Origin of the sequence: Prochlorococcus marinus str. MIT 0919 (genome assembly GCF_027359375.1) — a bacterium.
Lineage (GTDB): Bacteria > Cyanobacteriota > Cyanobacteriia > PCC-6307 > Cyanobiaceae > Prochlorococcus_D.
Genome location: NZ_CP114779.1, coordinates 904,601 through 916,482, shown reverse-complemented (window position 1 = coordinate 916,482; position 11,882 = coordinate 904,601). Strand labels below are relative to the sequence as shown.

12 protein-coding genes are annotated in these 11,882 nt (G+C 37.9%); 3 read left to right on the top strand and 9 right to left on the bottom strand.

Annotation, left to right across the window (positions count from 1 at the left end; translation table 11 throughout):
- Position 1: 1 nt before the first annotated feature.
- Both O5635_RS05175 and O5635_RS05170 read right to left on the bottom strand, forming a co-directional pair.
- Positions 2 to 712, bottom strand: a complete 711-nt coding sequence (locus tag O5635_RS05175) for a hypothetical protein (RefSeq protein ID WP_036900553.1) — start codon at positions 710 to 712, stop codon at positions 2 to 4.
- On the bottom strand, positions 709 to 1,839 hold the full coding sequence (locus O5635_RS05170; protein WP_036900552.1) for an aminotransferase class I/II-fold pyridoxal phosphate-dependent enzyme: 1,131 nt from the start codon (positions 1,837 to 1,839) through the stop codon (positions 709 to 711). Before O5635_RS05170 ends, O5635_RS05175 begins: the two co-directional genes overlap by 4 nt.
- 124 nt (positions 1,840 to 1,963) lie before the next feature.
- Here O5635_RS05170 and O5635_RS05165 point away from each other — a divergent pair, with 124 nt between their 5' ends.
- Positions 1,964 to 4,750, top strand: coding sequence for a DEAD/DEAH box helicase (locus O5635_RS05165; protein ID WP_036900550.1), 2,787 nt, complete (start codon positions 1,964 to 1,966; stop codon positions 4,748 to 4,750).
- A gap of 5 nt (positions 4,751 to 4,755) precedes the next feature.
- On the opposite strand, the gene O5635_RS05160 is transcribed toward O5635_RS05165, so the two are convergent.
- From O5635_RS05160 to O5635_RS05150, 3 genes are all read right to left on the bottom strand, one after another.
- Positions 4,756 to 6,156 (bottom strand): class II fumarate hydratase, encoded by a 1,401-nt coding sequence (locus tag O5635_RS05160; protein WP_036900548.1) that lies wholly within the window; start codon positions 6,154 to 6,156, stop codon positions 4,756 to 4,758.
- A 65-nt stretch (positions 6,157 to 6,221) separates the two neighbouring features.
- On the bottom strand, positions 6,222 to 7,517 hold the full coding sequence (gene purB / locus O5635_RS05155; RefSeq protein ID WP_036900546.1) for an adenylosuccinate lyase: 1,296 nt from the start codon (positions 7,515 to 7,517) through the stop codon (positions 6,222 to 6,224).
- A gap of 44 nt (positions 7,518 to 7,561) precedes the next feature.
- Positions 7,562 to 7,822 carry a hypothetical protein gene (locus tag O5635_RS05150; protein ID WP_332299659.1) on the bottom strand — a complete coding sequence of 87 codons (261 nt, stop codon included), beginning with the start codon at positions 7,820 to 7,822 and terminating at the stop codon, positions 7,562 to 7,564.
- Between the two features lie 97 nt (positions 7,823 to 7,919).
- On the opposite strand from O5635_RS05150, the gene O5635_RS05145 reads away from it, so the two are divergent.
- Positions 7,920 to 8,723 (top strand): TlyA family RNA methyltransferase, encoded by an 804-nt coding sequence (locus O5635_RS05145; protein ID WP_036900545.1) that lies wholly within the window; start codon positions 7,920 to 7,922, stop codon positions 8,721 to 8,723.
- On the opposite strand, the gene O5635_RS05140 is transcribed toward O5635_RS05145, so the two are convergent.
- Positions 8,720 to 9,058 (bottom strand): P-II family nitrogen regulator, encoded by a 339-nt coding sequence (locus O5635_RS05140; RefSeq protein WP_036900543.1) that lies wholly within the window; start codon positions 9,056 to 9,058, stop codon positions 8,720 to 8,722. The two genes, O5635_RS05145 and O5635_RS05140, sit on opposite strands and share 4 nt — an antisense overlap.
- A gap of 41 nt (positions 9,059 to 9,099) precedes the next feature.
- Positions 9,100 to 9,327 carry a hypothetical protein gene (locus O5635_RS05135; RefSeq protein WP_036900542.1) on the bottom strand — a complete coding sequence of 76 codons (228 nt, stop codon included), beginning with the start codon at positions 9,325 to 9,327 and terminating at the stop codon, positions 9,100 to 9,102.
- A 141-nt stretch (positions 9,328 to 9,468) separates the two neighbouring features.
- On the opposite strand from O5635_RS05135, the gene queF reads away from it, so the two are divergent.
- Positions 9,469 to 9,855, top strand: a complete 387-nt coding sequence (gene queF / locus O5635_RS05130) for a preQ(1) synthase (protein ID WP_036901032.1) — start codon at positions 9,469 to 9,471, stop codon at positions 9,853 to 9,855.
- 1 nt (position 9,856) lies between these two features.
- On the opposite strand, the gene O5635_RS05125 is transcribed toward queF, so the two are convergent.
- Both O5635_RS05125 and O5635_RS05120 read right to left on the bottom strand, forming a co-directional pair.
- Entirely contained in the window at positions 9,857 to 11,146 is a 1,290-nt protein-coding gene (locus O5635_RS05125) for a cytochrome c biogenesis protein ResB (protein WP_036900540.1), read from the bottom strand.
- A gap of 4 nt (positions 11,147 to 11,150) precedes the next feature.
- On the bottom strand, positions 11,151 to 11,819 hold the full coding sequence (locus O5635_RS05120; protein ID WP_420063649.1) for a cytochrome c biogenesis CcdA family protein: 669 nt from the start codon (positions 11,817 to 11,819) through the stop codon (positions 11,151 to 11,153).
- Between the last annotated feature and the right edge of the window lie 63 nt (positions 11,820 to 11,882).

Genomic DNA, 11,882 nt, shown 5'->3' with positions numbered 1-11,882 from the left:
TTTAAGACTCCAACCAAGCTCTTACTTTTATTATTAAGTCTGATGAAATGATTGAATGTCCTTGCCCCTCTATAGTCCAATTTTCAGGTTCTTTGTTGAGGTATTTATTGAGATCTTTTAACAGATTATTTATAGTTATGGGCAGCAAAATGCGATCTTGATCTCCATTAATCACAAGAACCTTTACATTCTTTGATAATCCTTTTGGTAAAGAACTCGTATTAATTAGTAAGTTTAAGTCTGATTGAAGTCTTGCTTTCCCTTCATCTGTGATTCCCTGTTGGATTGGTCCTTCAGGTATTTGGTTTATTGAATGAGGACTATTAGCTTTTTCTAAAAAAGATAAAAGCATTGTGTTCATTGAGGACTGCTCCAAATGCTTTTGCATGCCAAGCAAGCCTATTTTCAAGGCCCGGTTCTCTTTACCGGTGGGGAGGAAGCGACTAAAACTATTTAATAAAACAATATCTGTAGCTTTACTATATATTTCCTTTGAGATGAGATGTGTACCTAGAGAGTGGCAAATTAGGACTCTCTTTGTATCCATGCCTTTGCAAGTGTCGTTAACCCATGATGGATTTAAAGGCTTCCTTTGCCCGTAGCCTCTTTCTCCACTTTGCCAAAACCATTTATTTGCAATGAAATAAGGTTTCCACTTTGCCCATTTATTGCTATCACTGCACCAGCCATGCATAGCTATTACTTGTTTCATTTTGAGCCTAGTGAAGACAATAGCTTTTCAAGAGTGTCTGACGGGAGATCTTTTCTTAGTACAAGTCTTAAGCGTGATGTCTCTTCTGGAACAGTAGGGGGTCTTATCGCAAAGCTTAGTAGACCTCTTGTTTCTAATTTATCTTGATATTCAAGAGTAAGTTTATCTTCTCCAATAATTAACGAGAGTATTGGTCCACTGCCAGGGGGTGTGTTCCACCCTTGTTTTGCTAAAGCCTTTCGCCAATTTTGAGATTCTTTTTGGAGAAGGTGTCCCCAATGTGGATTCTTTTTAATTAAATTCAAAGCTTCCAATGCCGCCGCTGCTAATGGAGGAGCAAGTGCTGTTGTATATCGAAACGCCCCACTAGTTTGAATAAGAATATCTCTAATTGACTTGTTACTTGCTAAAAATGCTCCACCACTGCCAAAGGCTTTCCCAAATGTTCCACTAATGATCTTTACTGGTTCTGAAATCTCGAAGCATAAACCCCGTCCTTTAGATCCCATAACCCCAAGAGCATGAGCTTCATCAACTATCAGATTCGCATTGTATTGATTGCATAAGTTAGAAATTTTCTTTATTGGAGCAGTAGTCCCTTCCATGCTGAAAAGACTTTCCGTGAGTACTAAAGGATTCTGATCAATATGCTCTTTAAGAATTCTTTCTAGATGATTCATATCATTATGGATAAATCGTTTCAGTCTTGCCCCACTTGCTTGTACACCAACTAATAAAGAATGATGTATCAAACGATCTGCTATTACTATTTTGTTCCGATCTGTCAATGCAGTAACAGCTGCAATATTTGCTTGGAATCCACTTGGGAAAAGGAGAACCGATTCTCGCTGTAACCATTCGCTTAATGCATTTTCAAGCTCTAAATGTATTGGTCTACTTCCAGTTAAAAGACGCGAACCACCAGAACCAACCCCTTCAGATTTCATGATCTTGTTGGCTGCTTCAATGACATTTGGGTGCCGACTTAAGCCCAGGTAGTCATTACTTGCAAGGTCAATAAGAGTAGTTTTTTCTTTGTCAGGATAGATGGTGGTTAATTCTGTTGAGTTCTTTCCTAGAGCAAGGGTCCTTAGCTTTCGAATTCTTGATGGAGGGATTTTGTACATTTTTTTAGTTTGATGTCAAAGGCATTACCCGTTTCAATGGATGAATTCAAATTTAGTATTTGGATACCTTAATCTTCTTGGAATAATTCAATTAGAATAATTGCTCTTAGCTCACTAAGATTAGATTAATGAGTTCAGGGGGAGTGTTACGACTTCAGGCGACGTCGTTAATAAGATTCTTGATCCTCAAGAAATCTTCCCATTTGAATTGGATGATTTCCAGTTAGAGGCTATCGATGCTTTAAATCAAGGTCATTCAGTAGTGGTGAGTGCTCCTACTGGTTCTGGAAAAACATTGATTGGTGAATATGCTATTCATCGGGCTATTGCTCATCGTCAAAAAGTTTTTTATACAACCCCCTTAAAAGCACTTTCAAATCAGAAGCTTCGAGACTTTAGAAATCAATTTGGCCCAGAGAATGTTGGGCTGATGACAGGTGATCTAAGCATGAATAGAGAAGCATCGGTTGTTGTGATGACTACTGAGATTTTTCGCAACATGCTTTATGCAGAAATTAATGACGATGTTGACCCTCTCCTGGATGTTGAAACAGTGGTGTTGGATGAGTGTCATTATATGAATGATTCTCAACGAGGTACTGTATGGGAAGAGTCAATTATTCATTGCCCCTCTACTATTCAGCTTGTTGCGCTCTCTGCCACTGTCGAGAATGCTGGTCAACTTACAGATTGGATAGAAGAAGTTCATGGCCCAACAGAATTAATTTTTAGTGATTTTCGACCTGTACCATTGGAGTTCAGTTTCTGTAGTGCGAAAGGTTTACATCCACTGCTAAATAATAATGGCACTGGTTTGCATCCAAATTGCAAGGTGTGGCGCCCTTCAAAAGCTCACAAAAGGAAGAGTCGTTTTTCAAAGCCACCTCAACCTGAATCACCACCTTTAAAATTCGTAATTAAAAAAATTGCTGAAAGACAAATGCTTCCAGCAATTTATTTCATATTTAGTAGACGTGGATGCGATAAAGCTGTTCAAGAATTGGGATCCACCTCCTTGGTAAATGTTCAGGAGAAGCAAGCGATTCAAGAACGTCTTAATTTATATGTAAGGACTAATTCAGAGGCTGTCCGTGAAGGTATTCATTCAGAGGCTTTACTTCGGGGGATTGCTTCACACCATGCAGGTGTTTTGCCAGCTTGGAAGGAGTTGATAGAAGAGCTTTTTCAGCAAGGATTAATTAAGGTTGTGTTTGCAACTGAGACTTTAGCTGCAGGGATTAACATGCCAGCACGCAGCACAGTTATCTCTGTGCTTTCTAAACGAACAGAGAATGGGCATCGTCAACTAATGGGGAGTGAATTCCTGCAGATGGCCGGCCGGGCAGGGAGGAGAGGCCTTGACTCGCGTGGAGATGTTGTAACAGTACAAAGCCGTTTTGAAGGAGTTCGAGAAGCAGGTCAATTAGCTACTAGTCGTGCTGATCCTTTGGTCAGTCAATTTACGCCTAGTTATGGAATGGTTCTTAACCTTTTGCAAAGATACGATCTCGACAAATCAAAGGAGTTAGTTCAAAGAAGCTTTGGACATTATTTGGCGGGCTTAGATTTGGTTGAGGATGAAGCGATAGTGGAGGAGTTGAAAAAGCAGTTAGAAAAATTACAAGAAATTGCTGGAGAGATTCCTTGGAATGACTTCGAAACTTATGAGAAAAGAAAAGGTCACCTTAAGGAAGAAAGGCGACTCCTGCGCATTCTTCAGAAGCAAGCAGCAGAAATTCTAGCTAATGAGCTTACGTTGGCTTTGCAATTTGCAAGTATAGGCTCACTTGTAACTTTGAAAGCACCTCCTTTTCATGGACGTATTACACCTGCTGTGATCGTTAAAAAACAAAATGGACCTGGTCAATTTCCATTGCTTTTATGCCTCACAGATGAAAATGTTTGGACTTTAATCTCCTGTAAATCTGTAGTGAGCCTGCATGCAGAATTAACTTGTCTAGAAGTGAGTACCTGTGATTGCCCTAGTCTTTGGAAGTTAAATGAAATCACTCATGGGAATCAAGAGAGTTCTCAATTGGCATTCGCAATCAAAACGGTTTCCAAGTCTCATGATATGAGAACCCCTCAGTATGATTTAGCTGGTGAGGTTCTTTCCCAAGCAAAGCTTGTTAAAACATTAGAAGAAGAATTGGAATTGCTCCCAGCACATAAATGGGGAGATCGTAAAAAATTAAAAAAACATCGCAAACGTATGAATGAGTTGGAATTGGAGATAAACAATCGACAACAATTAATAGCACATCGTGCTAGTAGGCATTGGAATACTTTTCTTGCTTTAATGGAGATTCTTCAGCATTTTGGATGTTTAGATGAATATGACTCTACTGAAATAGGCAGAACAGTTGCCTCTTTAAGAGGGGATAATGAACTATGGCTAGGTCTATCTTTAATGAGTGGGCATTTAGATGAGTTGAAACCATCAGCTCTTGCAGCTGTTTTAGAAGCAATTAGTACAGATGTTAATCGCCCTGATTTGTGGAGTGGTTACTCTGCTTCGAGTCAATCTATAGAGGCTTTAAATGATCTGGCGGGAATACGTCGGGAATTAACTCTTCAACAGAAACAAAAGCACATTGATATACCGCTTTGGTGGGAGTCAACATTAATGGGCTTGATTGAAGCTTGGGCGAATGGAGTACATTGGACAGACTTAATTGCTAATACTTCTCTGGATGAAGGAGATATCGTACGAATTATTCGACGTACTATTGATTTATTGTCACAAGTGCCTCATTGTGAGGCTATTAGCAAGCAACTAAGAAATAATGCAAGACAAGCGTTAAAAGCAGTAAATCGTTTTCCTGTGTGTGATGCAGAAGATCTTCTAATAGATGGTGGGAACAAGGATGCGTACAACCCTGCTACTGAAAGAATTAGCTCATCAAAATAGTGCTTTTAATCAGAATGTGGATTTGCCATTAATTTTGGATTAACTAACTCGTCAAATTCATCTGCACTGACATATTTAAGTTCGATAGCTGCTTCCCTTAAACTTACGTTTTCCTTGTGTGCGAATTGTGCAATCTTGCAAGCTTTTTCATATCCAATCTTGGGGGACAAAGCTGTTACTAACATTAGTGATTGATTTAGATCATTGTCTATTCTTGATTCGTTTGCTTGAAGGCCTTCAAGCATGAATTTCCTGCAACTTTGGCAAGCATCGTTTAGTAATCGAATGCTTGTTAGAAGATTGAAGCCCAGCAATGGTTTGTAGACATTCATCTGTAGCTGACCACCACTACCACCCATAGTTACGGCAGAATCCAAACCCATGACTTGCATGCATACCATTGACATCGCTTCGCATTGGGTTGGATTGATTTTCCCAGGCATGATAGAACTTCCTGGTTCATTCTCAGGGAGCTTTAGCTCAGCCAAGCCCGCTCGAGGACCACAAGAAAGCAAACGAATGTCATTAACAATCTTTAAGAGTGATACTGCTAGCAGTTTTAGTTGACTCATTGTATTGACTAAGCCATCGTGACTAGCCATAATTGAGAACTTATTTTTTGCGGGCTTGAAGGGTAAATTAGTTAATAGTGAAACTTCAGATACAACTTCTTTATCAAAATACTTAGGAGCATTTAATCCAGTCCCTATTGCCGTACCACCCAATGGAAGGGAATAGAGTTCACTTAGGCTTGTTTCTATTCGATTCTTTGCAGTATCTAATTGATTTTGCCAGGCTGATACCTCTTGTCCCAGGGATAGAGGGACAGCATCTTGAAGGTGAGTACGACCAATTTTGATGATGTCACTCCAAGCAATACTTTTTTGGATTAGTACTTTGATTAGGCTCTCTAGTTCAGGTATTAAGCTGGCTTTAATCTCCTCAATAGTAGCTATATGAATAGCTGATGGGAATACATCATTAGTTGATTGTGAACAATTAACATCATCATTCGGATGCAGGGGTATATGGCTCCCTAAGGGGTTGCCGGTAGCCCTTGCACCAATATTGCTAATAACCTCATTTATGTTCATATTAGTTTGTGTGCCGCTACCTGTTTGCCAAACCTTTAAAGGGAATTGAGAATTATGCTTCCCTTTTAGTATTTCAGTACATGCTTGGATAATTAATGTTTTTTTCTTATCACTTATAAGACCGAGACGATTATTTACTATTGACGATGACAGCTTGATCTTTGCTAAGGCAAATATAAGATTTAAAGGGATTTTCTCTTGTCCAATAGCAAAATTTAGTAGACACCTTTGAGTTTGAGCTCCCCACAATGCATTCGTTGGGACTTCAATTGCCCCAATGCTGTCATGTTCTACTCGGGATGGCATGGACATATATTTTTTGAGTAGTAGATAGTCTTTTCAAAAAGGTACATAATTGCTGAATAGCATTGATGTTTTTAAACGTCTAGTCTATTCCAAATAGTATCAAGATTAGCCTGGTGCAATTTAGTGCTAAAACACTTATCTAATTCTTCTGTAGTAAGCATTTTTGTAATTGCATCATCATTTTCAAGATTAGCGCGAAAGTCACCTGACTCAGTATTCCAGGCAGAATGGGCGTGCTTTTGAACTAGTTGATAGGCTTTTTCTCTAGTGAGACCACTATTTATAAGTGCTAACAGAACCCGTTGACTAAATACCACACCTCCGTAAATATTCATATTCATACGCATGTTTGCAGGGTAAACGCCAAGTCCATCAATTACTTCAGTCATTTCCCTCAACATAAAATGAAGTGTTATTGAAACATCTGGAAGCATCATTCTTTCAGTAGAGCTATGAGTAATATCTCTTTCATGCCAAAGAACAACATTTTCTAATGCTGCTAAAACATAACTCCTAAGTACTCTAGCTAAACCACTAATACGTTCGCTACGTATGGGATTCCTTTTATGTGGCATAGCAGAGCTTCCTTTTTGGCCTTTTGCAAAACTTTCTTCTACTTCGAGTAAATCAGTCCGCTGTAAATTTCTTATTTCAGTTGCAAATCTATCTAATGAAGATCCTACTAGGGCAATAGTTTGAACGTAATCTGCATGCCTATCTCTTGAGATAACTTGTGTACTTGCTGTATCAGCTTTTAGACCTAGTGTCTCGCATGTAAGCTTTTCTATTTGAGGATTTGTATTTGCATAAGTACCCATCGCCCCACTGATTTGTCCTACAGAAATATCGTTTTCCAGTCTTTCCAGCCGTATTAAATTGCGGTTGGTTTCTGCTAACCAACCAGCCAGTTTAAATCCAAAAGTAATTGGTTCGCCATGGATGGCATGGGAGCGACCAATCATTGGAGTTTGCTTGTGACTTTTTAGTTTTAATTGAATTGCATTTTTTAGACTCTTTATTTCTTGGATCAATAACTTTGTTGAGCTTTTTAATTGCAATGCTAAGCCAGTATCTAAAACATCACTACTTGTCATTCCAACATGAATAAATCGCCCTGAGTCTCCAACAAATTCATTTACGTTCGTTAGGAAAGCAATTACATCATGACGAACTTCTGATTCTATCTCAAGAATTCTTCTGCTATCAAAGCTTGCTTTCTCACGTATTTCTTTTATTGCAATATCAGGAATTTCCCCAAGCTTCCAATTTGCTTCGCAAGCGGCAAGCTCAACATCTAGCCATGTTTGATATTTGGCATCATCTGTCCAAATATTTCCCATTTCCGGCAGTGTGTAGCGATCAATCAAAGCTTTATAGAGTTTTAATAAGTACTGAATTTAGACCTTTTTGATCAAGCTGACTTCAGTCTGTGATGATCAACTTCCCAATGAACATATTTCCCCCATGATTGTTGTCTCACTAAGCACCTGCCTCCTTTGCAATTGATAATTTCAAAAGGAGGCAAATCATGTGGCTGATTTTTTAGTTTTACAAAACTACCAGGTGGAAGCAAGTCAAGTATCTTGGTACTTTGCTTTCCAGGCAGCAATCTGAGATGGTTGTATTTGGTACAACTCCTCAAATTTGATGGCTTGGTGCGATCTTTAGACACATTTTTCTCTATTGCATAAGTAGATCTTCTAGGCAATTTTGAAAATTCCCTTACTTCTACAGTTTTTATTCCGTTTCATGTTTGCTTTTATGAAGATATGGCTTCAAAAATCAGACTAGATCTTCACATGCTAACTCAAGGATATGTTGATTCACGTCAGCAAGCTCAAAGGTTAATTAGGGCTGGCAAAGTTCGTGATGTGTCTGGCAAGATATTAGATAAGCCTGGCTTTGAGGTCTCTAAAGATCTGAAATTAATAATTAAAGAGTCAAGACGATTTGTCTCTCGAGGTGGTGATAAACTTCTGGCTGCTTTAGATCGATTCCCAATAAATATTTCTGGGAGAATATGTCTTGATGGAGGTATCTCGACAGGCGGTTTTACGGATTGTTTGTTGAAGCATGGAGCTTCTTTGGTGTATGGGATAGATGTTGGATATGGTCAAACAGCCTGGAGTCTTAGGGAAGATCCAAGAGTTGTTTTAAAAGAACGAACAAATTTGCGTTATTTAAGACCCGAGGATTTATATAAAGAAAATGATGCATGGGCTAATTTTGTAGTAGCAGACTTATCCTTTATTTCTTTAAAACTTGTTCTTCCATCTATTAAAGCTTTGCTAATGCAGGAAGGAGCAGAGGCACTACTTTTGATTAAACCGCAATTTGAGGTTGGAAGAAGCAGAGTAGGGAAAGGTGGAGTTGTTAGAGATGCCAAAGCTCATTTGGATGCATTAAAAGAAGTAATTAATTTTTCATGTGAAGAAGGTTGGAAACGAAAAGGAATTTTGGCTTCTCCAATTACTGGACCTGCAGGGAACAATGAGTATTTACTTTGGTTAGGTATCGATGGAGAGGAAGAAGTTTTCGACTTAGAAGAACTTGTTAAGCAAACTCTTGCTTAAAGAGCAGAACTATCTTTCTCGCCTGTTCTAATTCTTACTACAGATTCCACAGGGGAAATAAAAATTTTCCCATCTCCAATCTCCCCAGTTTTAGCTGCCTCAGAAATAGCTTTTAAAACTGTTTCTACGCTTTCATCGGAAACAACTATTTCAATTTTTAGTTTTTGTAAAAATTCGACTGTAAATTCGGATCCCCTATATCTTTCAACTTGCCCTTTTTGCCTGCCAAAACCCCTTACTTCACTTACTGTCATTCCTACTATTCCAGAATTGACTAAAGCGACTTTGACATCTTCCAGCTTGAATGGTCGAATAATAGCTTCTATTTTTTTCATGAGATCGCTTAAGTTGCTTTTTAGATAATACTTATTTTTTGTTAGAAGTTCTTGGAAACTAAGATTGATGGAATGAAATTAATTGAAAGGCCTGCATCTGATGCATCATTTGCTAGCAATTCCGCCTGTTCTTGAGGTATTTGAACAAGGTCTGATGCAAGTGCTTCCCAGTGCGAATTTTCAAAATGAGTTTGTAGCCAAAGCATCCCATGAATGGTAGTTGGTCGAATATGAGTTAATTCTTGTGTGCGTGAAAGGCAGATGTCCATGCAGAAAAAAATTTATATCTCTATTAGGGGGGCTAATAGGATTTGTTTTTGTTATTGATGTTACCGATTTCTTTTTTAATATGAATCTATATTTGATTTATTAGCTTGACCAAACGAAAATTGCCCAATCAACAATCAGATATAGACAACCTTTTTTACGGTGAAAGGGCAATCAATAATGCAAATCTAATAACTTTTCCGAACCCTAGGAAAGGACGAACTTACAATATCTCCATTGAATTACCCGAATTCACCTGCAAATGTCCTTTCTCTGGCTACCCAGACTTTGCAATTTTAAGACTTGACTATCAACCAGATAGCAAGGTTATAGAACTTAAATCAATTAAACTCTATATTAATAGCTATCGTGACAAGAAAATCTCTCATGAAGAAGTTGCTAATAAAATTTTGGATGATTTAGTCTCTTCATGTGAGCCAACTTGGATGCATTTAGAAGCAGATTTCAGCCCTAGGGGTAACGTTCATACAACTATTAGAATTGGTCATGGTGTGAAGCAAGGGCAATAATTTATTGCCTTTGTATTGCTTCTATAAGTGTAATAAATTCATTTTCTAATCCAGAAATATTACGGTTACTGAGACCTCCAATATATAAATACCTATTACTTTCCTCAACTATTATCCAAAGTAATTTTGTTGATATTATGCTCATTATTGAGCCAATCATTGTTATTGCAAAACCTAAATATACCAATGGTATTCCAGGATCATATTTTATAAGTAACCCACTAGTTGGCAAAATATCTATTATATTTATATCTAGCCCATTAACCATTTCAGGCTTGCCACCTGGCGTCATTTGCTTTATAAGATTTCCCTCTTGGTCAAAAAAGCTTACGGGCCCTTTTTCATTTGAAACTGTCAGAAGTATTTGCTTGTTTGCATTGTCATTATCTGGCAAAGATAAACCCCATACTTGCTCTCCAATTTCTGGAATTGATTGTAAGGGAAGTTGTATCTTGGGGCTATTCCCAAATTGTGTATATACAGCTGCTAGCGACCAATCAGCTTGATATATTGTCAAACCTTTGTATCTCAAGGGATGATTAACACTTATTTGCTTGCTAAGAACATTATTTTCAAATTTATCATTTAACTCAAGCGAAGATAGAAATTGCTCTGGTTGCCCATTTGGTGATCTTTCAATTTCAAACTTCTTTAATTGAATCTTTAATTTGCTTTCTCCATCAGGGCTTATCAAATCTATTGATCTCCCAGGTATTACAAAGTTTTCTATGCGTTTACCTTGAATGGCTCCATAACTAGCTCCAATCATTAGAAATATTAATCCTAAATGAACTAAAGGAGGGCCAAACCTTCCTAAAACTCCTTTTCTAGCAGCAATTCTATTATTGTTGTCTTGAATATTCCACCCTTGACTAGTTAAATACTCTTTTAGATTTTTAAGTGAAGAAGAATTCTGATTAAGAGTTATTTTTCTTGAGATTGCTAATCTTTCTATTTGGTTAGGCTTTTTGTAGTCAACCCAATTCAAGGCTGCCTTGAGTGCTGGTAATTGTCTTCTTAAGCTGCATATGATTAAAGCAATTCCAAGCCAAGCAAGTAATACTAAGAACCAATAGCTTGAGTAGACATGATTTAATTGAAGTGATAGTAAAAGCTCCCCTTTGATCAATCCTAGCCAGGGAGTTTTATTATAATTTTCTATATAGCTTTGTGTTGACTCCCCTTGAGGGATTGCCGTTCCAATAGTGCTTGTTAATGCAATTGCAAATAAAAGTAAAATGGCAACTTTGAGGCTCGATAACCAATTAAGAGTTCTTATTAGTCCTTTCATCTATTTAGATCAACCTACTTGCCAGAGTCAAACACCCAGTAGTTAGAAAAATCACTCCACTGATTGCAGGGATCCATTGGCTTATAGGACGTAGTGCTAATAATTTTGGAATACTCCCAGCAACAGTACCTGCCAAAAGAAGTGGCATCACTTGGCCTGAACCAAAACATGCAAGGAAAATAATTCCTTTTAGAGGTGTTCCATTTTGAGCTATCCAAGTTAATAAAACAGCTAATACTGGAGTAGTGCATGGCGAGGCAGCTAATCCAAAGGCAATACCAGCAGCCATGGGAGCAAGAGGTGGAGGTATATGCTTCGCCCATTTATCTGGATTTGGCCCATTTGGAAGTCTTAATTTGACAACTCCTAGAAGATTTAAGCCCATAAAAATTGCCACTAGAGCAACTAAAACATTGAACCCCTCAGGTAGTTGCCCGTAAATTTTCCCAAAAAGACCACTAAGACTTCCAAGGATTACTAAAGAGAAAACAATTCCGCTAGAAAAAATTAAACTTCGTTGATATGGTTTTTGCTTACCTTTAAAACCAGCTAAATATGCAACTGTTATTGGTAATAGCGATAACGAGCAAGGCCCTAAGCTAGTTAAAAGACCACTGAAAAATATTATTACTAAAATTAGAGGTGTTGACTCATTTAAGCCATTTCGAATGATTAGCTCACTGTTCTGAGCAAGGTCAGAGATGGCAAGGTTTAGGAAATTAATAATTCTTTTTTG